The organism is Brevibacillus sp. SKDU10 (assembly GCF_001645205.1).
Classification (GTDB): domain Bacteria; phylum Bacillota; class Bacilli; order Brevibacillales; family Brevibacillaceae; genus Brevibacillus_B; species Brevibacillus_B halotolerans.
This window is the reverse complement of record NZ_LSSO01000013.1, coordinates 133,052-157,233: the sequence shown is the minus strand read 5'-3', so window position 1 is coordinate 157,233 and position 24,182 is coordinate 133,052. Positions and strand designations below refer to the sequence as shown.

Genomic DNA, 24,182 nt, shown 5'->3' with positions numbered 1-24,182 from the left:
TTCAATTTCATAGGGGATTTTAGGATTTTTTAAACGAAGCTGCATCATTTTTCAAAAGAAAAGGAGCAGGGTACATGAGCATTCAAACGATTATGGTTATAGGCGCAGGGCAGATGGGGAGCGGAATTGCTCAGGTGGCGGCACATGCCGGATTTCGGGTGATTTTACATGACCAATCTATGTCTTTTCTTGAACGTGGTTTAGGCAATATTGGTAAAAATTTAAATAGGCAAGTGGAAAAGGGCAAGCTGACTGAAGAAACCAAGGGAAAAATTCTCTCCCGGATAACCACGTCCACAGAGCTTACAAATGCTAGGGATGCGGATGTGGTTATAGAAGCTGTAGTAGAAAATATGCAGGTAAAAACCGAAATTTTTAAAAAATTAGATGAGATTTGTCAGCCGCATGCCATCCTAGCCAGCAATACCTCCTCTTTGCCTATTACAGAGATTGCAGCGGCTACAAATCGTCCTGAGCAGGTCATCGGCATGCATTTTATGAATCCTGTACCTGTGATGAAGCTAGTGGAAATGATTCGTGGCTTACAAACATCTGACGAGGTGTATCAAACAATCGAAGAACTGGCAAAACGGCTGGATAAAATACCAGTTAGCTGCAAAGACTTCCCTGGTTTTATCTCAAATCGTGTATTAATGCCAATGATTAATGAAGCTATTTATTGTGTGTATGAAGGAGTAGCTACTCCAGAAGCAGTGGATGACATTATGAAGCTAGGCATGAATCATCCGATGGGACCTATTACCTTAGCTGATTTTATTGGATTGGATACATGTCTCTACATTATGGAAGTACTTTATGAAGGATTTGGGGATTCCAAATATCGCCCTTGTCCGTTATTACGCCAATATGTGAAGGCTGGCTGGTTAGGCCGCAAGTCAGGAAGAGGATTCTATGTGTACACCTAACCTGATCGTGCATGGAGCGCCATATATGTAGGGGCAACGAGAAATTTACAAAAGGAAGGATTTTGTGTATGGAGCTTCATTTTACAGAAGAACAGCTCATGATGCGAAAGATGGTAAGTGATTTTGCCAAAAAAGAAATTGCTCCATTTGTTGCTCATATGGAAGAAACGGAAGAATTTCCGCGTCCATTGCTAACAAAAATGGCACAGCTAGGCTTAATGGGGATTCCAATACCTGAAGAGTGGGGCGGCTCTGATTCTGATTTTATTTCGTATGTAATTGCGATTCATGAGATTTCGAAAATAAGTGCGACTATAGGGGTAATTCTCTCGGTTCACACTTCAGTAGGCACGACACCTATTTTGTACTACGGAAATGAGGAGCAAAAGAAAAAATATATTCCAAAGCTGGCAAGTGGAGAATATTTGGGGGCATTTGCTCTGACAGAGCCTCAAGCAGGTTCCGATGCCGCACGTATTCGTACCTCTGCTATACGTCAAGGGGATCATTACGTATTAAATGGCAGCAAAATTTTTATAACCAATGGCGGCGAAGCAGATACGTACATAACATTTGCCGTGACAGATGCTACTCAAGGAACCCGCGGAATTTCTGCTTTTATTGTAGAAAAAAATACACCAGGCTTTACGGTGGGAAAAAAGGAAAAGAAGATGGGACTTCATGGCTCCAATACAACAGAGCTTATTTTTGAGAATGCAATGGTTCCGATAGAAAATCTACTAGGCGAGGAAGGAAGAGGCTTCGCCGTAGCTCTGTCTAATCTGGACGTGGGGCGAATCGGTATTGCGGCCCAAGCTTTGGGCATTGCTGAAGCTGCTTTAGAGTATTCCATTCAATATGCGAGAGAACGTAAGCAATTTGGCTCTCCGATTGGTAATCAGCAAGCGGTGGCTTTTAAGCTGGCAGATATGGCTACGAAGGTGGAGGCTGCTCGACTGCTTGTATATCGTGCAGCCTTTTTGCGCCAGGAGGGTCAACCATGCGGGTTGGAAGCATCCGTTGCGAAAAAGTTTGCCTCGGATGTTGCTATGAAAGCTGCGATAGAGGCAGTGCAGATTTTTGGAGGATATGGCTACACAAGGGAATATCCAGTAGAGCGTTTGTTCAGAGATGCAAAAATCACGCAAATTTATGAAGGAACATCAGAAATTCAACAACTAGTCATTTCTAAGCATTTGCTTACTAAATAGAAAAACAACAAGCAGGGAGTGTGGAACAGATGGACTTTCGTCTAAATGAAGAACAGGAAATGCTGCGTAAAATGATTCGAGAATTCGCTGAGGAGCACATAGCGCCAACTGCGGCAGAACGCGATGAAGAAGAGCGATTTGACCGCTCTATCTTCGAACAAATGGCAGAGTTAGGGCTTACGGGAATTCCGTGGGATGAGAAATATGGTGGGGCTGGAGCTGACTACCTAAGCTATGTCCTTGCTGTTGAAGAGCTATCAAGAGTAGATGCATCTATTGGCGTTACCCTCTCTGCACACGTCTCCTTAGCGAGCTGGCCGATCTATAAGTTTGGTACAGAAGAGCAAAAACAAACCTTCCTACGTCCCCTTGCAGAAGGTAAGAAACTGGGTGCATACTGTCTAACTGAAGCGGGGTCTGGCTCTGATTCAGCAGGAATGCGTACAACCGCTGTACGGGATGGGGATCATTATATCCTTAATGGAAATAAAATTTTTATCACAAATGCTGGCGAAGCTGAAATTTATATCGTTTTTGCGGTAACGAATCCTGATTTAAAACATAAGGGTGTAACAGCCTTCCTTTTAGAAAAAGATATGCCTGGCTTCTCAATGGGGAAAAAGGAGAAAAAGCTAGGAATACGTTCCTCGCTCACATTAGAAGTGATTATGGAGGATGTACGTGTACCGGTAGCTAATCGTTTAGGCGAAGAAGGGCAAGGCTTTAAAATTGCGATGATGACACTAGACGGTGGACGAAATGGTATTGCCGCTCAGGCGCTAGGAATTGCTCAGGGTGCGTTTGAACATGCCCTAAGCTACGCGAAGGAACGCATTCAATTTGGCAAACCGATTGCTGCATTGCAGGCCATTCAGTTCAAATTGGCAGATATGGCTACCCAGATTGAGGCGGCACGATTGCTAACCTATCAAGCGGCTTGGTTAGAAGATAAGGGCCTGCCGTATGGAAAAGCGTCAGCTATGTCCAAGGTGTTTGCCGGCGACATTGCAATGCAAGTAACGACAGAAGCGGTGCAGGTGTTTGGAGGATATGGCTATACGCGCGAATATCCAGTAGAAAGATTTATGCGTGATGCCAAAATTACGCAGATTTATGAAGGAACAAATGAAATACAGCGCGTGGTTATTAGCAACCTGCTGTTAAAAGAGTAGGAGCTGACCTACGTGCATCCGATAACCAAGCGAATACTGGCAGGAGATGTTCGCGCGGCTGCCAGAGCAATTACCTGGATTGAAGATGGCTTCCCTGAAAAGGGGCAGGTGCTACAGGAAATTTTCCCCCATACTGGTAAGGCACGACTGATTGGATTAACTGGTTCCCCAGGAGCAGGTAAAAGTTCATTAGTAGATGCATTGATTACTTATTTGCGTTCACAGCAGATATCAGTCGGGGTCATTGCAGTAGACCCCACTAGTCCGTTTACCGGCGGAGCCCTGTTAGGAGATCGCATTCGGATGCAGCATCATGCTCCTGACCGAGGCGTCTTTATCAGAAGTATGGGAACCCGAGGAAATTTAGGTGGTTTATCACGCAATACCAAAGAAGCAGTACGTGTGCTGGATGCATATGGCTGTGAAGTCATTATTGTTGAGACAGTAGGGGTTGGACAGTCTGAGCTGGATATTATGAAAATCGTTGATACAGTCGCTGTTGTCCTGAATCCCGGAAGTGGGGATACTGTTCAGGCATTTAAAGCTGGCATTATGGAAATTGCTGATCTTTTTGTCATTAACAAAGCAGATTTACCTGGTCTGGATAAATTACTCACAGAGATTGAACAGATGATAGAGATTGTAAAGCATGATGCAAGCTGGCAACCTCCTCTTATTCGTACAATTGCAACTGACCGAGTGGGGATAACTGATTTGTGGCAAGCTATTCTTGCACATGAGAGGTTTCTGACGGAATCGGGTGAAGGGGAGAAGCGCAGATCATATCATTTGCACGAAGAGGTAATAGAGTTAGTGAACCAAAATCTTTCTCGTGTCATGCTGCAAAGAATGGAACAGGGAGCATTTGCTGACGAGCTAGTTGAGGTAGCGAACAGAAAGGTAGACCCTTATCACGCAGCAGAAAAAATGGTACGTATTTTTTTACAACGATAACTTATGAGGGCGTTTTTGTTACAAGTCTGGCACGATTAGCCGCAAAAAGAGGATTGTAGCATAAATTGTGGATTAGTATAATGGGGAGAAACCAGAGACGTTTAGTCAAATTGGTGAAAGGTGGCTTATTTCGGTGCAAGAACGTAAGAAAGTAATCCCGTCCTTGGTGAAGGACCCAAAACTAATCGAAAAACGGCGTGAACAAATTATTGAAGCGGCCGTTGACCTATTTATACACAAAGGTTTCCACAAAACGACTACGCGGGAAATTGCTCGTGCCTCTGGCTTTAGCATTGGAACGCTATATGAGTACATTGAGTCCAAAGAGGATATTTTATATTTGGTTTGCGACTCTATTCATAATGAAATGGAAGAAAGACTGCGTGAAGCGATTACCTACAATGGTTCTGGTCTCAAAAGCCTTAAGCTCGCGTTGAAAGGCCTAATTCGCGTTATGGATCAGGTGAACGATCGTGTGCTATTAATCTATCAAGAAACCAAGTCGTTGCCACATGAAGCGATGACGTATGTGTTACGTCGAGAAGAGTCTATCACAGGGATTTTTGAAGAGATTCTGCATAAGGGAATGGAAGATGGTTCCATTCGGACTGATGAGCGCTATGTGAAGCTTATGGCTAACAACATCATGGTACTAGCGGAAATGTGGGTGTTCCGACGCTGGACACTTGGCAAAAGCTATACCTTGGACGAATACATCGAGAAACAGACTGAATTGCTTCTGCGGGATATCAGCGGACACGAATAGAGCCATCCCATAGATAAGGGGAGGCTGTCAAAATGATAACAGAGGTCTATCGTCCGACAAATAAAGTACGTTTTGTAACAGCAGCGAGTCTCTATGACGGACATGATGCTTCCATAAATATTATGCGTCGAATTTTGCAATCCTCTGGAGCGGAAGTGATTCATCTAGGTCACAACCGCTCTGTCATGGAGATTGTCGATGCTGCCATTCAGGAGGATGTGCAGGGAATCGCCATTAGCTCATATCAAGGCGGGCATGTCGAGTTTTTTAAATATATCATTGATTTGCTAAAAGAACGTGGTGCCGATCATATTCGCGTGTATGGCGGAGGCGGAGGCGTTATCGTCCCCCGTGAAATTCGCGAATTGGAAGAATATGGTGTAGCTAAGCTGTTTTCACCAGATGACGGCAGGGAACTAGGGCTTCAAGGCATGATTAACCTGATGATTCGAGAATGTGACTTTCCGACAGTAGCCTCCCTGCAAGCGGAAGTGGAGTCGTTACAGGAAAAGAATATTCAAGCGGTTGCTCGTCTGATTACACTGGCAGAGTATGATGTGACTGATAAGAAATGGTTCACTCAGGTTAGAGATACGCTAGCTGGTTTCACTAGCAATGTGCCTGTCGTGGGTATTACAGGAACAGGTGGAGCAGGGAAAAGCTCGTTAACAGATGAATTAGTTCGTCGTTTTTTATATACGTACCCTGACAAAACCATTGCTATTCTGTCGATAGATCCGTCTAAACAGAAAACAGGCGGTGCTCTTCTAGGTGACCGCATTCGAATGAACGCAAATAACACATCCCGTGTTTATATGCGTAGTTTAGCGACTAGACAATCTGGATCAGAGCTGTCTCTTGCCTTGCAAGATGCGATTCAGGTAGCTAAGGCAGCATGCTTTGATTTAGTCATTGTGGAAACAAGCGGGATTGGACAAGGGGATGCTCGCATTAGTGAGCTTTGTGATTTATCACTGTATGTGATGACGAGTGAATTCGGTGCGCCTTCTCAGCTGGAAAAAATTGATATGCTTGATTTTGCTGATTTGGTGTCCATTAATAAATTTGAGCGTAAAGGCTCAGAGGATGCTTTACGAGAAGTGAGAAAGCAGTACCGTCGCAATCATCAATTATTTGACGTAGAAGATGAACAGCTACCGATTTATGGCACGATTGCAAGTCAATTTAACGATCCAGGAACCAATGCTCTTTTTGCGGCTCTGATGCGAGCGATCGTTCAGAAAAAACAGCTTGACTGGGACGTTGAGCATCTAGACCCGACGCCCGTTTTAGCCCATAAACCGCCGCTTATCCCGTCTGAAAAAATTACGTATCTTCAGGACATAGCTAATACGGTGCGGAATTATCACAAGTTTAGTCAAGAGCAGGCAGGTTATGCACGTAAACTGTATCAGCTAAATGGAGCATACAAAGTATTAGCAGAGCAGGGTGCAGACGAAGCCGTGCTTGCTCAATTAACCTCTCAAATTGCAGAATTTGAAGAAAAATTGCATCCCGAATTAAAAAAATGGTTGGAAAACTGGCCCAAACAGAAGGAATTGTATAAACAGGATCAGTTCATCACGAAGATTCGCGATAAGGAAATAGTGACAAAGCTATTTTCTATATCACTTTCGGGATCACGGATTCCCAAGATTAGCACACCAGCCTTCCATGAGTGGGGGGATTTACTATCTTGGGCGATGAAAGAGAATGTCCCAGGGGAATTTCCCTATACGGCGGGTGTTTTTCCCTTTAAAAGGGAGGGAGAAGATCCGCGCAGACAATTTGCAGGAGAAGGATCGCCAGAGCGCACTAACAAACGATTCCATTTCCTATCTAAAAATGATGATGCAAAACGGTTAAGCACAGCATTTGATAGTGTGACCTTATATGGTCAAGACCCTCACGAGCGACCTGACATTTATGGGAAGATCGGAACCAGCGGGGTGAGTGTATGTACGTTGGATGATATGAAAAAGCTGTATGCGGGCTTTGATCTTTGTGCCCCTTCCACTTCTGTTTCCATGACAATCAACGGACCTGCACCAATGATTTTGGCTATGTTTTTAAATACGGCTATCGAACAGCAGGTAGAGAATTTCGTCGAAAGAGAAGGGCGCCAACCTTCTAAAGAAGAATATTTGCAAATAAAAGCCTATACCTTATCAAACGTACGGGGAACAGTGCAAGCTGATATTTTAAAAGAAGATCAGGGGCAAAACACCTGCATTTTCTCTACGGAGTTCGCACTTCGCATGATGGGAGATATCCAGGCCTATTTTATTGAAAATAAAGTGCGTAATTACTATTCGGTTTCTATCTCAGGCTATCATATAGCTGAAGCAGGAGCGAACCCGATTACACAATTAGCTTTTACCCTTGCCAATGGATTTACTTATGTAGAGTATTATTTAAGCCGTGGCATGAAAATTGACGAATTTGCGCATAATTTGTCCTTCTTCTTTTCTAATGGACTTGATCCTGAATATACGGTAATAGGACGGGTAGCACGCAGGATTTGGGCAATCACTATGAAGAATCGTTATGGTGCTAATGAGCGTAGCCAAAAGCTAAAGTATCACATCCAAACATCCGGGCGTTCTCTTCATGCCCAAGAAATGGACTTTAATGATATACGTACTACGCTACAAGCTCTGATTGCCATTTACGATAACTGCAATTCTTTGCACACCAATGCTTATGATGAAGCCATCACCACACCTACCGAAAATTCAGTGCGCAGGGCAATGGCCATCCAAATGATTATTAATAAAGAATTAGGGTTGGCCAAAAATGAAAACCCGTTGCAGGGTGCTTTTATCATTGAAGAACTGACTGACTTAGTAGAAGAAGCTGTATTGCAGGAATTTGAACGGTTAAGTATACGCGGTGGGGTCCTCGGAGCCATGGAAACACAATATCAAAGAGGAAAAATTCAGGATGAGTCGATGTATTATGAGATGCGGAAACATTCTGGAGATTTGCCGATCATTGGAGTTAATACCTTCCTAAATCCAAACGCTTCTGAGGATGACTATGAAATTGAGCTTGCAAGGGCTACAGATGCAGAAAAACAACAACAAATCGATAATGTGCGTGCCTTCCAGCAAAGACATGCTCAACAGATTCCTGAGGCATTGAAAAAGCTACAGGAGGTTGCGTTAACAGGCGGAAATATATTCGCTGAATTGATGGAGTCGGTTAAAGTGGCTTCTCTTGGTCAAATTACAGCAGCATTGTATGAAGTGGGAGGACAATATCGACGTAATATGTAAGATGGATTATACCCCAGCAGGTAACATTTCCTCTGGGGTATTTCTGTTGCTTCATTCGTTTGCCATTTTAAAGACGTCTATTTGTGACAAAGGCCCAAGCAATTCCCGCTTTTTTGTAAGCTCTCAGCAAGGCAGCTTGGGAGGAATCGTAGCGTGAAACATAATGCCAGCAAGACAAGGGTTACAGGTAAGATATAGAGCTGAAAAAAGCTTTTCTTTCTGCAGGGTTTGAATCACTTGCATTTTCGGATAAAATAGGGAATACTGTATGATAGCCAAGTTTTGTTTGAAAGGACGTGCCTTGCTTGAGTAAATTACTTCAGCAATATAATGAAGAGAAGTTGCAAGAGATGGCGATGGTTGATATCGCTTATGAAATCCTAAGAGAAACAAACCGCCCTTATAATTTCCGTGAACTTATGAATGAAATTGCTATCTTGCGTAATCTGACAGAAGAGCAATTGATGGCTGTCATTGCTCAAGTGTATACAGAAGTAAATATTGATGGTCGTTTTGTATGTATTGGCGAGAATACATGGGGATTAAAACGTTGGTATGCAACGGAAGCAGTTGAAGAGAGCCAAGAAGGCGGAGTTAAAAAGAAAAAATCTGCTGTTGTTGACGACTTTGAAGACTTCGATATGGAAGACGATGATGTTGCTGAAGTATTTGAAGAGGAAGATGATATCTCCCTGTATGAAGAGGAAGATGAAGGTGAAGAATTTGCTGATGAGGACGATGTTGAATCAGAGGATGACATTGAAGACATCGATGAGGACGATGAAGATCTAGAAGATGAGGATCTTTTTGAAGATGACGAAGAAACCGAGGAAGAAGACGAAGAAGATCCTGATTTTGATAAGTAAGGATCTATCGGCTTTAACGACTTTGTCCTTGACTTTCATTTCAGCCCATTATAAAATACTTTTTGGGCTTCACATGAAGATTTGTCATATATGAAAGAATAACAAACAAAAGCGCCCCTATTCAGCAGAGATGTTGAGATAGGACCCCGCTTTTGTTTTTTCTTTTTGTAGCACCCTACTTAATAACTGTTCATCAAAAATGTTGAAATAAGGGAAAAGAGGGGACGTAGGCGATATGGCGAAGTATATATTTGTTACAGGTGGGGTCGTTTCCTCGCTAGGTAAAGGGATTACAGCTGCTTCACTAGGACGGTTGCTTAAAAACAGAGGATGCAAGGTTACTATTCAAAAATTTGATCCATATATCAATGTTGACCCAGGAACAATGAGTCCATTTCAACATGGTGAGGTTTTTGTAACGGATGATGGTGCAGAAACCGATTTGGATCTTGGCCACTATGAGCGTTTTATTGATATTAACCTAAGCGCTAATTCCAATGTAACAACCGGTAAGATTTATTCTAGTGTTATTAGTAAAGAACGTCGTGGAGATTACTTGGGTGGAACTGTACAAGTTATTCCGCATATCACAAATGAAATTAAAGAGCGAGTATTCCGTGCTGGTCGTGAAACGAATGCAGATGTTGTTATCACGGAAATTGGTGGAACAGTAGGGGACATCGAGAGCTTACCTTTCCTTGAAGCAATTCGCCAAATCAAGAGTGATGTAGGCGTCTCTAACGTTATGTATATCCACGTAACCTTGATTCCGTACATTCGTGCAGCCGGTGAAATGAAAACAAAGCCAACGCAGCATAGTGTAAAAGAATTACGTAGCTTGGGAATTCAGCCAAATGTGATCGTCACGAGAACAGAACAGCCGCTGTCTCAAGATATGAAGGACAAGCTTGCTCTATTCTGCGATATTGATAAAAATGCTGTAATTGAGTGCCGCGATGCAGATACGTTGTATGAAGTGCCACTAATGCTGCAAGAGCAAGGCTTAGATGATTATGTATGCAAACACTTTGGACTGACTTGCCCTCAGGCAGATATGACGGAGTGGAGTGCACTTGTTGACAAGGTGAAGAGCTTACAGCATAGCACCCGTATTGCGATTGTAGGTAAATATGTTGAGCTGCATGACGCTTACCTGTCAGTAGCTGAAGCACTTTACCATGCCGGGTTTGCTAATGATACCGATATTGAAATCAAATGGGTTAATTCTGAAGAGGTTACAGATGAAAATGTAGCTGAAGTTTTAGGAGATGTTCATGGCATCTTAGTTCCAGGTGGTTTTGGGGATCGTGGAATTGAAGGGAAGATTGCTGCAACCCGCTTCGCACGTGAGAATAAGGTTCCGTTCTTTGGAATTTGCTTAGGAATGCAAGTGGCAGTTATTGAATATGCTCGTCATATGCTAAACCTAGCTGGTGCGAACAGCTCAGAAATTGATCCTTCCACTAGCTATCCTGTTATTGATCTATTGCCTGAACAGAAGGATATTGAGGATAAAGGCGGAACTATGCGTCTTGGCCTTGGACCAACTAAAGCAAAAGAAGGTACAATGGCAGCACAAGCTTATGGCAGCACATTGATTTATGAGCGCCACCGTCATCGTTATGAAGTAAATAATGAATACCGTGATCAACTCGAAAGAGCAGGCTTGGTGATTTCCGGTACGACACCAGACGGTAAATTAGTAGAGATGGTTGAGTTAAAGGATCATCCATGGTTCTTAGCAGCGCAGTTCCATCCGGAATTTACTTCTCGTCCGAATCGTCCTCAGCCGTTATTCCGTGAATTCGTGAAAGCTGCTTTGCACTCTCATCAATAATAAAGAAAGAATACCAATCGCTTAAAAATAGCCAAAGGCTGTCGAGTTTCTCGACAGTCTTTTTTTGTTACAAGCTAGAAAGCCTGCTGTGGCAAGAGAAGAGCTTCCATCATGACAAAACAGTGAGCAATGTTAAAAGTAACGAAATTATGGGGATTTATGTAATTTAAAGCCTTGCTACAAGCTACTGGAAAAATAAAGATGGAATGTGGCAGGATTTCCGATCGGCAAGGCGTATTTTAGTAATTACAAGCAAAGGAACGAGGGGGAAGCAATATGCAGGACAAGAAGGTACTAGTCGTGGATGACCAGTACGGCATCCGCATCCTACTGTATGAGGTATTGGGTAAGGAAGGATACTGCACTTTCCAGGCGGCTAACGGCAAGCAAGCACTCGAAATCGTCGAAAATGAGTCTCCAGATCTCGTGATTTTAGATATGAAGATTCCCGGAATGGACGGTATAGAAATTTTAAAACACATTAAAAAGATAAACAAAGATATTAAAGTCATTATGATGACCGCGTATGGAGAATTAGATATGATCAAGGAAGCCACACAACTGGGAGCGCTTACTCATTTTACCAAACCTTTTGATATTGATGAGTTGCGCTGTGTAGTCAATCAACAATTAGTCAGTTAGTCACAAGTTCTCTGTTAATAAAGGCGTCGTTGTGGTATAATAACCCCGTATTGCAAGTAGTGAAATACAGAGAGTTAGGATTAGGAGGACATACCGAAATGCAATTAGTACCTATGACCGCCTTTATTGAGGACGCAAAGAAAAATAAGTATGCTGTTGGACAATTCAATTTGAACAACCTAGAATTTACGCAGGCAATTACCGAAGCAGCAAAAGAGGAGAAATCCCCTGTAATTTTCGGAGTTTCCGAAGGTGCTATGCGTTATATGGGTATTGAGTATACAGTAGCAATGGCTAAAGCCGCTGCTAAAACTGCTGGCGTACCAATTGCACTACACTTGGATCATGGTAGCAACTTTGATGTTGTTATGAAATGTATCCAAGCTGGATTCTCTTCTGTTATGTTCGATGGTTCCCACCATTCCTTCGAAGATAACATCCGTTTGACTAAACAAGTTGTAGAAGCTGCCCACGCTGTAGGCGTATCTGTTGAGGGTGAGCTAGGTACAATTGGCGGAGTAGAAGACGATCTACAAGTAGCTGAAGAAGATGCTAGCTTGGCAAAACCAGAAGAAGCAATTCGTTTCTGGGAAGAGACTAAAGTTGACTACCTAGCTATTGCTGTAGGTACTGCTCATGGTATGTACAAAGGTGAACCAAAAATCCATTTCGATATTATCGAACAAGTGGTGAAAAACATCGATGCTCCAATCGTATTGCACGGTGGATCTGGTGTACCAGACGAAGCGATCCGTCAAGCTATCTTGAGCGGTGCTGGTAAAATCAACGTAAACACTGAAAACCAAGTTGCTTGCACAGAAGCAATCCGTAAAGTGCTAGCTGAAAAACCTAACGAAATCGATCCTCGTAAATACATGGGTCCTGCTCGTGAGGCAATCAAGCAAACTGTTATCGAGAAAATTCGTTTGTTCGGAAGTAATAACCGCGTCTAATTCAGGAGGGTACCCATGCGTTTCTTCATAGACACAGCGAATGTTGATGAAATTCGAGAGATTCATGAGTGGGGAGTCGTATCCGGCGTAACCACCAATCCGTCTCTAGTAGCTAAAGAAGGCCGCGATTTCATCGAAACATTAAAAGAGATTCTTGATATTGTAGATGGTCCTATCAGTGCAGAGGTTATTAGCATTGATGCAAAAGGTATGATCGAAGAAGGGGAAAAGCTGGCTAGTCTATCAAAAAACATCGTCATTAAGGTGCCGATGACAGAAGAAGGACTTAAAGCTGTAAAGATTTTCTCAAAACGCAAAATTAAAACCAATGTAACATTAGTTTTTAACGCGAACCAAGCATTGATGGCTGCAAGAGCAGGAGCTACTTATGTGTCTCCGTTCCTTGGCAGACTGGATGATATTGGTTACGACGGCATGCAACTCATCGCAGACATCACAGAAATCTTTGCTGTCCATGACATAGAAACGGAAATTATTGCAGCAAGTATTCGTCACCCTCTACATGTGACGGAGGCTGCAAAGCTTGGGGCGGATATTGCCACCATTCCTCATAAAGTATTTAAACAACTCTTGCAGCATCCCTTAACAAGCAGCGGAATTGAGAAATTCCTTGCTGATTGGGAAAGTATGCAAAAGTAACCAAACCGAAGAGCACCTTTTCCAGTGGAGAAGGTGCTTCTTTACCGTAATGACCTCTTCCATCCTCGTTTTCTCTTTTTGCCCATTAAATTTTAATAATCATAAGGTTGATTACAGACTGTAAAGCATGAAAGACTAGACTAACTGCAATAGAGGGTATATTCTGAATAGGTGCAAGAACATCATTTAGGGAGATTAAATGTATGGATAAATTGCTAATACAGGGTGGAGTCCCACTGTGTGGAAAAGTAGGGATTAGCGGTGCGAAGAATAGTGCTGTGGCGTTAATTCCCGCTGCGATTCTCGCTGATGGACCAGTTGTCATTGAGAATTTACCGCATATTGAGGATGTGGAAGTATATGTAGAGCTCCTTCGGGAGATGGGCGCAGATGTTTTGTTTGAGGACGATTGGATAGAAATTGATGGACGTCCTATTAGAGAAACATTCATGCCTAATGGTAAGGTAAAAAAATTGCGTGCTTCCTATTACTTATGGGGCGCACTACTAGGCAAGTTTAAGGAAGCCCAAATTGGATTGCCTGGTGGCTGTGATTTAGGACCAAGACCGGTTGATTTGCATATAAAAGGCTTTGAAGCCCTTGGTGCAGTTGTTGAAAATCGAAAAGGTGTTATGATTATTCGTGCGGAGAGGTTGAAGGGCGCACGTATTTATATGGATGTAGTAAGTGTAGGCGCTACCATTAACATCATGCTGGCAGCGGTTTATGCGGAAGGAATCACAACAATTGAAAACGCTGCACATGAGCCAGAGATTGTGGATGTCGCTACATTATTAAACAATATGGGTGCTAAGATTTCTGGCGCGGGAACAGATGTAATTCGTATTCAAGGTGTAGACAAATTGCGCGGTTGCCGACATACTATAATACCAGACCGTATCGAAGCAGGAACATATATGATTGCTGCTGCTGCAACCGGCGGAGATGTGACGTTAGAAAATGTTATATCGAAGCATATGGAGCCCGTTACAGCCAAGCTTCGTGAAATAGGAGTGGAAATAATCGAAGGTGACGATACAATCCGGGTTGTCGGACATAAAAACTATCGTGCAGTCGACATTAAAACTAGTCCATATCCTGGATTTCCTACTGACTTACAACAACCTATGACCACACTGTTAACACAATCAAAAGGAACAAGTATTGTCACTGATAATATATATAGTGCTAGGTTCCGTCACGCCGATGAATTAAGACGTATGGGAGCAACGCTAAAGATTGAAGGGCGATCCGCTGTTCTTGAGGGACCTTCTACATTAATGGGGGCAAAAGTAGTAGCTTCTGATTTGCGCGCAGGAGCCGCTTTAGTGATAGCAGGCTTACTTGCACAAGGAACGACAGAAGTTGAGGGACTTGAACATATTGATAGAGGCTATGAAAATCTGGTACAGAAACTTCAAAATCTTGGCGCCAGAGTTACGCGAGAAAAGCTGTATAAAGCCGAACAAAAATGAGGAGGACAATCGAGATGGAGCGCAGTCTCACACTTGAATTGGTTCGTGTAACGGAAGCGGCGGCCTTGGCTTCCGCAAGATGGATGGGTACAGGTAAAAAGGATGAAGCAGATGGGGCAGCAACACAAGCGATGCGATCTGAATTTGAAAATATACCTATGGATGGTGTTGTAGTTATTGGGGAAGGCGAAATGGATGAAGCGCCTATGCTCTACATTGGGGAGAGATTAGGGCAGGGTGTGCCGCCTTTCGTAGATGTTGCAGTCGATCCGCTTGAGGGGACTAACATTGTAGCTAAAGGTACATGGAATGCTATCTCTGTCATTGCGATTGCCGATAGAGGGAATTTGTTGCATGCGCCTGACATGTACATGGAAAAAATTGCAGTAGGCCCCAATGCGGTAGGGAAAGTAGACATTGATGCGCCAATACGTGATAATTTAAAAGCTGTTGCTCTAGCAAATGGAAAAGATATGAGCGATTTGGTCGCCTGTGTGCTGGATAGGGATCGGCATAGTCGCGTTATTGAAGAGATTCGTGCAGCCGGAGCCCGTATAAAATTAATTCCCGATGGAGACGTAGCGGCAGCAATTAATACTGCCTTTCCTGATACAGGTGTAGATATTCTATTTGGATCAGGTGGAGCTCCTGAAGGGGTTTTAGCAGCCGTAGCTTTAAAGTGTTTAGGTGGAGAAATTCAGGGCAAATTGTTGCCTCAAAATGATGAAGAATTGCAACGATGTTTGAAGATGGGTCTAACCAACCCGCACCAGGTTTTGCATATGGATCAGTTGGTTAAAGGAGACGATGCCATTTTTGCAGCTACGGGTGTTACGGATGGAGAATTGCTGCGAGGCGTTCGTTTTCAGGGAACGAGAGCGACAACACATTCTGTTGTAATGAGGGCCAAAACAGGAACGATTCGTTTCATTGAAGGTAACCACCGCTTAGAAAAGAAACCTGGGTTAGTATTATAGGTAATTTTTAGGAAATAATAATAGTAGAAAGTGCAAAGAGTGGTGGAATAATACGTGCTTTTATCAGAATTAGAAGAAAAGAAATTAACCGATTTGTATAAGTTGGCAAAAGACTTTCAAATTCCTTATTACTCACAACTTAAGAAGAAAGAATTAATTTTTGCCATATTACGAGCTCAGGCTGAACGAGATGGACTTATGTTTATGGAAGGCGTGTTGGAAATCTTACCGGAAGGGTTTGGTTTCCTTCGCCCTATCAATTATTTACCTAGCCCCGAAGATATTTATATTTCCCAGTCCCAAATTCGACGTTTTGATCTAAGGAATGGAGATTTAGTATCAGGAAAAGCGAGAGCGCCGAAGGAAACAGAGCGTTACTTCGGATTATTGCAAGTAGAAGCTGTTAACGGTCAGGACCCTGAGATGGCATCCGAAAGACTACATTTCCCCGCCTTAACACCGCTGTATCCTCAAGAAAAACTTGCGTTGGAAACGTCACCTACTAAGCTTTCTGTTCGGTTGATGGATATGATAGCACCTGTTGGCCTTGGACAGCGCGGATTGATTGTAGCGCCTCCTAAGGCTGGTAAAACAATGCTGCTTAAAGAAATCGCCAATAGCATTTCTGCTAATAACCCAGATATTCATCTATTTGTTTTGCTTATTGATGAGCGTCCAGAGGAAGTAACAGATATGCAACGCTCTGTTAAAGGCGAGGTTATCGCTTCTACCTTTGACGAGGTGCCGGAGAACCACATTAAAGTTGCAGAGCTGGTTTTGGAACGAGCAAAACGCTTAGTAGAGCATAAGAAGGATGTTGTCATTCTCTTAGATTCCATTACCCGTTTGGCCCGTGCTTATAATCTGGTTATTCCGCCAAGCGGTCGTACGCTGTCAGGTGGTATTGATCCTGCTGCCTTCCATCGTCCGAAAAGATTCTTTGGTTCCGCTCGCAATGTTGAAGAGGGTGGTAGCTTAACTATTTTGGCTACAGCTTTGGTAGAGACGGGATCTCGTATGGACGATGTTATTTATGAAGAATTTAAAGGGACAGGCAATATGGAGCTGCATTTGGATCGTAAATTGGCAGAGCGCCGGATATTCCCAGCTATTGATATTAGACGATCTGGTACACGCCGAGAGGAAATGCTTTTGTCCAAAGAAGAATTGGATAAGCTGTGGCTAATTCGTAAGAACATGAACGAAAGTCATGATTTTGTGGAAACTTTCTTGAAAAAATTAGGTGATTCTAAAACAAACGAGGAATTCTTGCAAGGTCTTGATAGCATCAGCCCTGCAAAGACATCAAAGGGAAAAACATATACAACATCGACGACGGCGGGTTAATCCCCCGTCATTTTTTTTAGATTGGCGCATAGGATAGTCATATGCACATGAGGGGAGGTTACCCGGATGGATGCCAATCACCCAACACTTATGACGGAGTGGAAAAGTAGTGGAGAAGCAAAACAGGCTGTCGTGGAGCAGGCTTTGTTTGAGGTGTTTAATCCGTACTCGTCAATTGATATCAATAATAAAGTAGCCAAAAGCAAGCGTGCCATCGCTTCGTACACCGTTCAAAAAGGGGACACGCTCTCGCGTATATCAGAACAATTTGGGATTACGTTACAACAATTGATTCAGGATAATAAACTGAGGAATCCTAATATGGTGGGAATTGGGATGAAGCTAGTGATCAATACCAAAGAGATGACCCACACGGTAGAGGCTGGTGAGTCGTTAGAGCTCATTGCCCGCAGATATCAGGTATCCAAAGATGAAATTATAAATCACAATCCCTTGCTCAAGGCGATTCCAGATTGTCTGTATCAGGGACAACGTTTAATGATCCCAGTAGAAGCTAGTGGATCTGCATTAGCAGGAACTGTTGATATGCGAAGACAAATGGCGCAGGTAGCTAGTAGAAGCATAAATCTAAACCGTGTAATGGAGTGGCCGATTCCAGCACCGACTGTAACAAGCGATTTTGGATCGCGATGGGGTAAAATGCATAAAGGTGTAGATTTATGGAATGAACGGCGAGGCAATACACCTATTATGGCAGCAAAAGAGGGATTCGTAGCAGAGGCTGGGGCAATTCGTAGCGGATACGGACGAATGGTAGTGTTGGATCATGGTAATGGACTGCAAACCTTTTATGCGCACATGCGCAAGATTAATGTTGTAGCGGGGCAGTATGTGCATCAAGGTGATGTGCTTGGCTTTATGGGAAAAACAGGGGATTCTACTGACTACCATCTTCATTTTGAAGTAAGACAGGACGACATTCCGCTTAACCCAATGCGCTATTTACGGAAGTAGTCTCCACGTTTACAATGCTCTCTCAATACGCTACAATTGTCTCCAGCAGAAAAGAGAGGCGGATGTAATTCATGTATTTGGTGTATGCGGATAAAAAAGGCCAGGTGTATGACCATCAAGCTGTTCTGGCGATTGCTAGAAACGGTGACATCCTGACGGAGATCCTTGAGGAAGAATTGATTCCTCTGCCAGAGGGCTCAACATTGGTTAGTTTGCCTGATACGGTTCCAGTAGGTATGGATGAGGACACGGGTGAAATGATTAAGCTGGATGGTTATACTGCGGTAGGAGCGTTGATCCCGCAAGGTTTTACACGCTTATTACTTCCTGGTTACATCAAAACGAACAAAGAGAGTAAGTTTCCTCTATTTGGTTACACGGCGGTCGTATGGAAGGACGATGCCTTTTGGGTGGCTGCTCGAAAAAGTGATGAACCACATAATTGGAACCCAGATAATTTTCCAATGGAAGAGCTACGCGGTAAAGTGGACGCTACTCTGAAGCAATTTCCGGAAAATAGAATTTTACAACACTTATCTCACTGTGCACTAGAATATGAGTGTTTGACTGCGTCCAACAACTTTTTCCATCGTTGGGAAGGCAGCTTACCCGTATCTAAAACCTGTAATGCTGGTTGCTACGGCTGTATTTCGGAGCAACCTGATGACAGTGGCTTCCCTTCTCCTCAGACCCGTATGAATTTCAGGCCGACGGAGGACGAGCTAGTAGAGGTAATGTTACATCACCTGCAAACCCCAGACAGCATCATTAGTTTTGGACAAGGGTGCGAAGGAGAGCCTTCTACTATGGCGTCGATTATTATTCCTGCAATGCGACGCGTTCGTGAGCGCACGAACATGGGCTACATCAATATTAATACAAATGCTGGATTGACCGATCATATTAGAGGAATTGTTGATGCAGGTCTTGATCTGATGCGAATTAGTACCATCAGTGCAATTGAGGAGCATTACAACGCTTATTACCGGCCGCGTGGCTACTCGCTTGAAAATGTAGCACGCTCTGCTGAGTACGCTGCAAGCCAAGGTGTATACACATCCATTAACTATCTGTGCTTCCCGGGTGTATTTGACAGGGAAGAAGAGATGGAAGCGATGATTGAATTTATCAAGCGAACAGGCATTAAGTTAATTCAATTGCGTAATCTAAATATTGATCCGGAAAGCTATTTAGCTATGATTCCAAAAGCCCAAGGAGAAATATTTGGTATGAAGCAGGCGATTGAAATCTATCAACAGGAATTACCTGATGTGGTGATTGGATCATTTACGCATGTCCCGCCTGAGAACCAGCGCAGGCTGAAAAAATAGGAATTAGACTTTTCCTTCCAATCAAGTTAGGATGGTTGCAATAGAAACATAGACGTGATACTATTCACTTATGTGTTTATATAACTCTGATTCGGCAAACGATTCAGGGCGGAAAGAGGTGCATAGAGATGAAATCAGGTATTCATCCAAACTACAAAACGGTTAAAGTAACTTGCGCATGTGGCAATGAGTTCGAATCCGGCTCTGTAAAAGATGTCCTTCGCGTAGAGGTTTGCTCCGCTTGCCATCCGTTTTACACTGGTAAACAAAAGTTTATCGATGCTGGCGGCCGTGTAGATCGTTTCAAACGCAAATACAATCTTTCCTAATTATAGGAAAAAAACAAAGACCAGGTGGAAAGCATTCTACCTGGTCTTGTTGTTGCTATCGAGCTTTTATTCACAAGAGGAGTGTGACTTTCGAGGTTGATTTTAATATATTGGGTGACTCTCCATTGGCGTTCCTCTCATAAAGTGATATGATGTTACAGTTGCTTGGAACGGAAATGAAGAAAAGAATGGCGACAGAGGGAGAATGCGGAGTGGCTCAATTGTATTTTCGATATGGTGCAATGAACGCATCCAAATCTATTCAATTGCTTACAGTAGCACATAACTATGAACAATCCGGCAAGAAGGTAATGGTATTCACACCGGAAATTGATAACCGTTATGGTGTAGGGATGGTAGCGTCCAGAGTCGGGATTTCACGAGAGGCATTTCCGATTCAGAATGCCACTGATCTGTATCGGGTTGTGAAGGAAGAGCAAGAGAAGCCTCACTGTGTGCTAGTAGATGAGGGGCAGTTTTTAGCGGAAGAACACGTTAGACAGCTTGCGAGAATTGTGGATGAATTAAATATTCCTGTAATCGTGTATGGACTGCTAAAAGACTTTAAAAATCAATTATTTGCTGGCAGTCAGGCTTTGCTCTGTGAAGCCGATAAGATTGAGGAAATTAAAACGGTCTGTGTTTTCTGTAATAAAAAGGCGACACATATTTTAAAATTCCAGCAAGGTAAACCAGTATACACAGGGGAAACCATTCAAATAGGTGGAGAGGAAACCTATAGTAGCGTTTGCCGTAGACACTACTATCAGCCGCCTGGAATTCCTAAAACCTTGTCTGTTGACTCCGATAATGGTAAGTAACAACAAATGATATGAGAGCTATCTCTTTTTTTGCATGGGTGTGAGTGTGCTTGCACACACTAGGCAAAGCGGGAGGTGGCTTTTTTGATGCAAAAAAACAATAATGGGACAAGCCTATTCTCAAGTAAAATCTTACTTACTGTCACTTTAGGGATGATGATAGGCGGGTGTGCTTCAACTACTCAGCCTAAGGTACAGCAGCAGGAACAAAAGCAAGCTATTCATCAAGCGATGCGACAGCAGCAGAACCTGCAGCGCGTTCCCAAAGAGCAAAAGCCTTACAAGGCTATGGGCGAACAAAAGGCAACTCTTCCATTGCTTAAGGAAATGGAACAAGAAGCAAAGAAGGTTCAAGGTGTAGAAAATGCGCGTGTCTCGATCCGCGAAAAAGACGTGTATGTCACGCTTGATCTTAAGCCGAATGTAACAGCAGCAGAAGCTCGAAAGATTGAGCATCATGTCATAGATGCCCTACATAAAAAGAGCAGACGCTACGATTTTCATGTCACTTCCTACGATGGGCATCATTGATAGGAAAGGGGAAAAAACTCGGTATGTAAGCCGAGTTTTTCTTTCTGTGATGCATATAATGGATAGCTAAATCCTTTGACTTTCAAAGCGAAATCTACTATAATTTTGATGTTATGCATTGATTTATAGCTTATATACAAAAAGCTTACAGGAAATTGGGAAAAATGGGGTGAGAAGCTATGTTTAAACGCCTATCTGCTGTTGAAGAGCGTTACGAAGAAGTTACAAACCTTTTGTGTGACCCCGACGTAATTAGTGATACAAAAAAGCTACGTGAACTCTCCAAAGAACAATCCTCTTTGGAAGATATGGTCACCGCGTACCGTGAATATAAATCTGTTCTTACTCAACTTGACGATTCTAAGGCTATGTTTGAAGAAAAATTGGACGACGAGATGCGTGAAATGGTTAAAATGGAAATCGCTGAGCTGTCCAAAAGTAAGGAAGAGCTGGAGAATCGTCTGAAAATCTTACTACTGCCAAAAGACCCGAATGATGATAAAAACGTTATTGTTGAAATTCGTGGTGCCGCAGGTGGAGATGAAGCGGCTTTATTTGCTTCAAGCTTATACCGAATGTACACTCGTTTTGCAGAGCGTCATGGTTTTAAAATTGACGTGATGGAAGCGAATGAAACTGATATTGGTGGCTTTAAAGAAATCGTGTTTGCTGTAAATGGTAGAGGTGCTTACAGCAAGCTTAAATTTGAGAGCGGCGCACATCGTGTACAACGCATACCGTCTACAGAGTCTGGCGGTCGTATTCATACGTCCACAGCTACCGTTCTGGTATTACCTGAAGTTGAAGAAGTAGACGTGGAAATTAGTGATAAAGATATCCGTATTGACACGTTCTGTTCTAGCGGTGCGGGTGGACAGTCTGTTAATACTACCAAATCAGCGGTGCGTGTTACTCACTTACCGACTGGTATCATGGTATCTTGTCAGGATGAGAAGTCTCAGCATTCCAATAAGGATAAAGCATTAAAAATTCTCCGTGCTCGTTTGTCTGATTTCTATCGTCAACAAGCGAACGCTGAAATTGATGCGAACCGTAAATCCTTAGTAGGTACTGGTGACCGCAGTGAGCGTATTCGTACCTATAACTTCCCGCAAAGTCGCGTAACGGATCACCGCATTGGTTTGACGCTTCATCGTCTGGAAAGTATCCTCGATGGAGATATGGATGAAATTATTGATAATCTCATTATGCACGAGCAAACGGAGCTAATGAAAAACGATGCCAGCGCATAAGATGGATTCGATAAATAATGTAAGAGAAGCCCTGCTTTGGGCTTCTTCCTTTTTAGAAGAAGCCGGAACAAAGGACCCGCGGTTTGAAGCTGAATTAATGATTCGTCATGTACTCAAGATGAATCGGGCGAGCTTCTTAGCATCTATGCCTGATCCGATTAAAGAGGAAGAGATAGCTTCTATTCGAATGTTGCTTAAGCGAAGAGCTGCTCATGAACCGATTCAGTACATCTTGGGGGAACAAAATTTTTATGGACGTGATTTTATTGTAGCTCCAGGTGTATTGATTCCGCGTCCAGAAACAGAATTGTTAATAGAACAGGTTCTCTTGCATTCCCAACGAATTTGGAGTGCAGAACAGCCCTTATCTGTTGTAGATTTTGGAACGGGCAGTGGAGCAATTACGTTAACGCTGGCAGCGGAGAAGCCAAATTGGCAACTAACAACTGTGGATATTTCTTTGGATGCTATTGCGATTGCCAAGCAAAATGCTGAGCGATTAGATGTAGAAAAAAGAGTTCGTTTTATACAAGGCGATTTAGTTGAGCCAATTCTGGAAACGGGTGAGCGTGTGGATATCATCGTGTCTAACCCGCCCTATATTCCAAGTACGGATGTAGACGAATTAGACAGAGAGGTTCTTGGCTATGAACCGCGTTTAGCTCTTGATGGTGGAGCGGACGGCTATATTTTCTATCGCAGAATATGTGAAGCATTGCCGCAATTTCTGGCACCGACAGGACTGGTTGCTTTTGAAGTAGGGATATATCAGGCGGATACGGTAGCTCAACTGATGAAGGAATCAGGCGCCATGGACGAAGTATTCATTTATCCTGATTTGGCAGGGATTGATCGGATTATTGTCGGCTATCGACTACACAATTAAAAATAGTTTATAGAACCGGGTTTATCATCGGCTCTTTGTGTCCATACTGTTTATTAGAGAAACAGTACATGAGGGGAGAGTTGGTTATGATGAAACGGTTCTTTTTTATCTTATTTGGTTTAATGATCGCGTTAATGAGCTGGGAAGGACAAATGGCATCAGCAAATATACATAACAATGGTCCGATTCCACAAGAATCTATTCGGCTGCGTATATTAGCAAATAGTGACTCCATCGAGGATCAATGGCTGAAACGTGAAGTGCGTGATGCGATTATTGCTGAAATGAACAAATGGATAAAAGAGATTCATAGTTATGACCAAGCTCGTCTACTTGTAGCTGATCATATGAATGAGATTAAAAAAATTGTGGATAAAACAATCGCTGATCGAGGCTATTCCTATCCGGCAGAGGTATATTTTGGACGAGTTGAATTTCCTACCAAGCAATACGGTTCCTATATTTATCCTGCGGGTGATTATGAAGCTCTGCGTGTACGCATTGGGAAAGCAGAAGGACAAAATTGGTGGTGTGTCTTATTTCCTCCGCTATGCTTTATTGATTTATCGAATGGGGACGGAATTGCGAAAAGGGAAGAAACTGTGGATAACTTTTCGGATGCTGTGGAAGAAGCAACACAAGTGGAAGAACCTGAACACGATACAGTGGGAAATAAAGACTTGCAACTGCGATTAAACAAAGAAAATTCCGATTATTACAACGAAAAAGATACAGGTATTGTACAGAAAGAAATGACGGAGAATATTGATACACCGGCTATTTTACCTAATAAACAAGCTTCTAAAGTCGAAGTACGCTCCTTTCTATGGGACAAACTTCGCTCCTGGTTTTAAACTGGGAAATAACATTGCTCCCCCTCAAGCCTGTCTTATGCGGATAGGCTTTTTTTAATAGAAAAGTCACAAAAATCAATAGTTTTATCCACAGGTTACCCACAGCCTGTTGAAAACTTTTTTCGAAAAACATATACT

Annotated in this window: 22 protein-coding genes; all 22 read left to right on the top strand. The window is 42.9% G+C overall.

What is annotated here, in order from left to right; genetic code table 11:
• The first annotated feature begins 74 nt into the window (after positions 1-74).
• Complete coding sequence (locus tag AYJ08_RS02325) at positions 75-926, top strand: 3-hydroxybutyryl-CoA dehydrogenase (RefSeq protein ID WP_064016426.1); 852 nt, start codon at positions 75-77, stop codon at positions 924-926.
• Positions 927-994: 68 nt separating this feature from the next.
• Positions 995-2,137: an acyl-CoA dehydrogenase gene (locus AYJ08_RS02320; RefSeq protein ID WP_064016425.1), complete on the top strand. Its 1,143-nt coding sequence runs from the start codon at positions 995-997 to the stop codon at positions 2,135-2,137.
• 29 nt (positions 2,138-2,166) lie between these two features.
• Positions 2,167-3,309 (top strand): acyl-CoA dehydrogenase, encoded by a 1,143-nt coding sequence (locus tag AYJ08_RS02315; protein ID WP_003342270.1) that lies wholly within the window; start codon positions 2,167-2,169, stop codon positions 3,307-3,309.
• Positions 3,310-3,321: 12 nt separating this feature from the next.
• Positions 3,322-4,263, top strand: coding sequence for a methylmalonyl Co-A mutase-associated GTPase MeaB (gene meaB / locus AYJ08_RS02310; RefSeq protein WP_064016424.1), 942 nt, complete (start codon positions 3,322-3,324; stop codon positions 4,261-4,263).
• A gap of 133 nt (positions 4,264-4,396) precedes the next feature.
• On the top strand, positions 4,397-5,029 hold the full coding sequence (locus AYJ08_RS02305) for a TetR/AcrR family transcriptional regulator (RefSeq protein ID WP_031412865.1): 633 nt from the start codon (positions 4,397-4,399) through the stop codon (positions 5,027-5,029).
• A 32-nt stretch (positions 5,030-5,061) separates the two neighbouring features.
• Positions 5,062-8,307: a fused isobutyryl-CoA mutase/GTPase IcmF gene (gene icmF / locus AYJ08_RS02300; protein ID WP_064016423.1), complete on the top strand. Its 3,246-nt coding sequence runs from the start codon at positions 5,062-5,064 to the stop codon at positions 8,305-8,307.
• A gap of 305 nt (positions 8,308-8,612) precedes the next feature.
• The gene (rpoE, locus tag AYJ08_RS02295) at positions 8,613-9,173 is read left to right on the top strand and encodes a DNA-directed RNA polymerase subunit delta (protein WP_064016422.1); all 561 of its coding nucleotides are present in this window, start codon (positions 8,613-8,615) and stop codon (positions 9,171-9,173) included.
• Between the two features lie 235 nt (positions 9,174-9,408).
• On the top strand, positions 9,409-11,010 hold the full coding sequence (locus tag AYJ08_RS02290; protein WP_064016421.1) for a CTP synthase: 1,602 nt from the start codon (positions 9,409-9,411) through the stop codon (positions 11,008-11,010).
• A gap of 276 nt (positions 11,011-11,286) precedes the next feature.
• Positions 11,287-11,652 (top strand): response regulator, encoded by a 366-nt coding sequence (locus AYJ08_RS02285; RefSeq protein WP_003334216.1) that lies wholly within the window; start codon positions 11,287-11,289, stop codon positions 11,650-11,652.
• A 98-nt stretch (positions 11,653-11,750) separates the two neighbouring features.
• Positions 11,751-12,605 (top strand): class II fructose-1,6-bisphosphate aldolase, encoded by an 855-nt coding sequence (gene fba, locus AYJ08_RS02280; protein ID WP_064016420.1) that lies wholly within the window; start codon positions 11,751-11,753, stop codon positions 12,603-12,605.
• 15 nt (positions 12,606-12,620) lie between these two features.
• Positions 12,621-13,265, top strand: a complete 645-nt coding sequence (fsa, locus tag AYJ08_RS02275; protein ID WP_003334218.1) for a fructose-6-phosphate aldolase — start codon at positions 12,621-12,623, stop codon at positions 13,263-13,265.
• Between the two features lie 203 nt (positions 13,266-13,468).
• A complete protein-coding gene (locus tag AYJ08_RS02270) occupies positions 13,469-14,740 on the top strand; it encodes a UDP-N-acetylglucosamine 1-carboxyvinyltransferase (protein ID WP_064016419.1) in 1,272 nt (423 codons plus the stop codon).
• Positions 14,741-14,754: 14 nt separating this feature from the next.
• The gene (glpX, locus tag AYJ08_RS02265; RefSeq protein ID WP_064016418.1) at positions 14,755-15,717 is read left to right on the top strand and encodes a class II fructose-bisphosphatase; all 963 of its coding nucleotides are present in this window, start codon (positions 14,755-14,757) and stop codon (positions 15,715-15,717) included.
• A 54-nt stretch (positions 15,718-15,771) separates the two neighbouring features.
• A complete protein-coding gene (gene rho, locus AYJ08_RS02260) occupies positions 15,772-17,064 on the top strand; it encodes a transcription termination factor Rho (protein WP_064016417.1) in 1,293 nt (430 codons plus the stop codon).
• Between the two features lie 66 nt (positions 17,065-17,130).
• Positions 17,131-18,039: a M23 family metallopeptidase gene (locus AYJ08_RS02255; protein ID WP_064016416.1), complete on the top strand. Its 909-nt coding sequence runs from the start codon at positions 17,131-17,133 to the stop codon at positions 18,037-18,039.
• A 71-nt stretch (positions 18,040-18,110) separates the two neighbouring features.
• The gene (locus AYJ08_RS02250) at positions 18,111-19,370 is read left to right on the top strand and encodes a radical SAM family protein (RefSeq protein WP_064016415.1); all 1,260 of its coding nucleotides are present in this window, start codon (positions 18,111-18,113) and stop codon (positions 19,368-19,370) included.
• Between the two features lie 128 nt (positions 19,371-19,498).
• Positions 19,499-19,699 (top strand): 50S ribosomal protein L31, encoded by a 201-nt coding sequence (gene rpmE / locus AYJ08_RS02245; protein ID WP_031412883.1) that lies wholly within the window; start codon positions 19,499-19,501, stop codon positions 19,697-19,699.
• A 212-nt stretch (positions 19,700-19,911) separates the two neighbouring features.
• Positions 19,912-20,520 (top strand): thymidine kinase, encoded by a 609-nt coding sequence (locus AYJ08_RS02240; protein ID WP_064016447.1) that lies wholly within the window; start codon positions 19,912-19,914, stop codon positions 20,518-20,520.
• Between the two features lie 87 nt (positions 20,521-20,607).
• A complete protein-coding gene (locus AYJ08_RS02235; RefSeq protein WP_064016414.1) occupies positions 20,608-21,051 on the top strand; it encodes a YhcN/YlaJ family sporulation lipoprotein in 444 nt (147 codons plus the stop codon).
• A gap of 179 nt (positions 21,052-21,230) precedes the next feature.
• Entirely contained in the window at positions 21,231-22,304 is a 1,074-nt protein-coding gene (gene prfA, locus AYJ08_RS02230) for a peptide chain release factor 1 (protein ID WP_031412887.1), read from the top strand.
• Positions 22,291-23,190: a peptide chain release factor N(5)-glutamine methyltransferase gene (gene prmC / locus AYJ08_RS02225; RefSeq protein ID WP_064016413.1), complete on the top strand. Its 900-nt coding sequence runs from the start codon at positions 22,291-22,293 to the stop codon at positions 23,188-23,190. The genes prfA and prmC overlap by 14 nt, the downstream gene beginning before the upstream one ends.
• 86 nt (positions 23,191-23,276) lie before the next feature.
• Positions 23,277-24,044: a stage II sporulation protein R gene (gene spoIIR, locus AYJ08_RS02220; RefSeq protein WP_064016412.1), complete on the top strand. Its 768-nt coding sequence runs from the start codon at positions 23,277-23,279 to the stop codon at positions 24,042-24,044.
• Positions 24,045-24,182 lie beyond the last annotated feature (138 nt).

What these genes read in the sequence shown, in the direction of transcription:
- AYJ08_RS02325 (WP_064016426.1), top strand. Translation starts at nt 75, where the DNA reads ATGAGCATTCAAACGATTATGGTTATAGGCGCAGGGCAGATGGGGAGC.
- AYJ08_RS02320 (WP_064016425.1), top strand. Translation starts at nt 995, where the DNA reads ATGGAGCTTCATTTTACAGAAGAACAGCTCATGATGCGAAAGATGGTA.
- AYJ08_RS02315 (WP_003342270.1), top strand. Translation starts at nt 2,167, where the DNA reads ATGGACTTTCGTCTAAATGAAGAACAGGAAATGCTGCGTAAAATGATT.
- icmF (WP_064016423.1), top strand. Translation starts at nt 5,062, where the DNA reads ATGATAACAGAGGTCTATCGTCCGACAAATAAAGTACGTTTTGTAACA.
- AYJ08_RS02290 (WP_064016421.1), top strand. Translation starts at nt 9,409, where the DNA reads ATGGCGAAGTATATATTTGTTACAGGTGGGGTCGTTTCCTCGCTAGGT.
- AYJ08_RS02285 (WP_003334216.1), top strand. Translation starts at nt 11,287, where the DNA reads ATGCAGGACAAGAAGGTACTAGTCGTGGATGACCAGTACGGCATCCGC.
- fba (WP_064016420.1), top strand. Translation starts at nt 11,751, where the DNA reads ATGCAATTAGTACCTATGACCGCCTTTATTGAGGACGCAAAGAAAAAT.
- fsa (WP_003334218.1), top strand. Translation starts at nt 12,621, where the DNA reads ATGCGTTTCTTCATAGACACAGCGAATGTTGATGAAATTCGAGAGATT.
- AYJ08_RS02270 (WP_064016419.1), top strand. Translation starts at nt 13,469, where the DNA reads ATGGATAAATTGCTAATACAGGGTGGAGTCCCACTGTGTGGAAAAGTA.
- glpX (WP_064016418.1), top strand. Translation starts at nt 14,755, where the DNA reads ATGGAGCGCAGTCTCACACTTGAATTGGTTCGTGTAACGGAAGCGGCG.
- AYJ08_RS02255 (WP_064016416.1), top strand. Translation starts at nt 17,131, where the DNA reads ATGGATGCCAATCACCCAACACTTATGACGGAGTGGAAAAGTAGTGGA.
- AYJ08_RS02250 (WP_064016415.1), top strand. Translation starts at nt 18,111, where the DNA reads ATGTATTTGGTGTATGCGGATAAAAAAGGCCAGGTGTATGACCATCAA.
- rpmE (WP_031412883.1), top strand. Translation starts at nt 19,499, where the DNA reads ATGAAATCAGGTATTCATCCAAACTACAAAACGGTTAAAGTAACTTGC.
- AYJ08_RS02235 (WP_064016414.1), top strand. Translation starts at nt 20,608, where the DNA reads ATGCAAAAAAACAATAATGGGACAAGCCTATTCTCAAGTAAAATCTTA.
- prfA (WP_031412887.1), top strand. Translation starts at nt 21,231, where the DNA reads ATGTTTAAACGCCTATCTGCTGTTGAAGAGCGTTACGAAGAAGTTACA.
- prmC (WP_064016413.1), top strand. Translation starts at nt 22,291, where the DNA reads ATGCCAGCGCATAAGATGGATTCGATAAATAATGTAAGAGAAGCCCTG.
- spoIIR (WP_064016412.1), top strand. Translation starts at nt 23,277, where the DNA reads ATGATGAAACGGTTCTTTTTTATCTTATTTGGTTTAATGATCGCGTTA.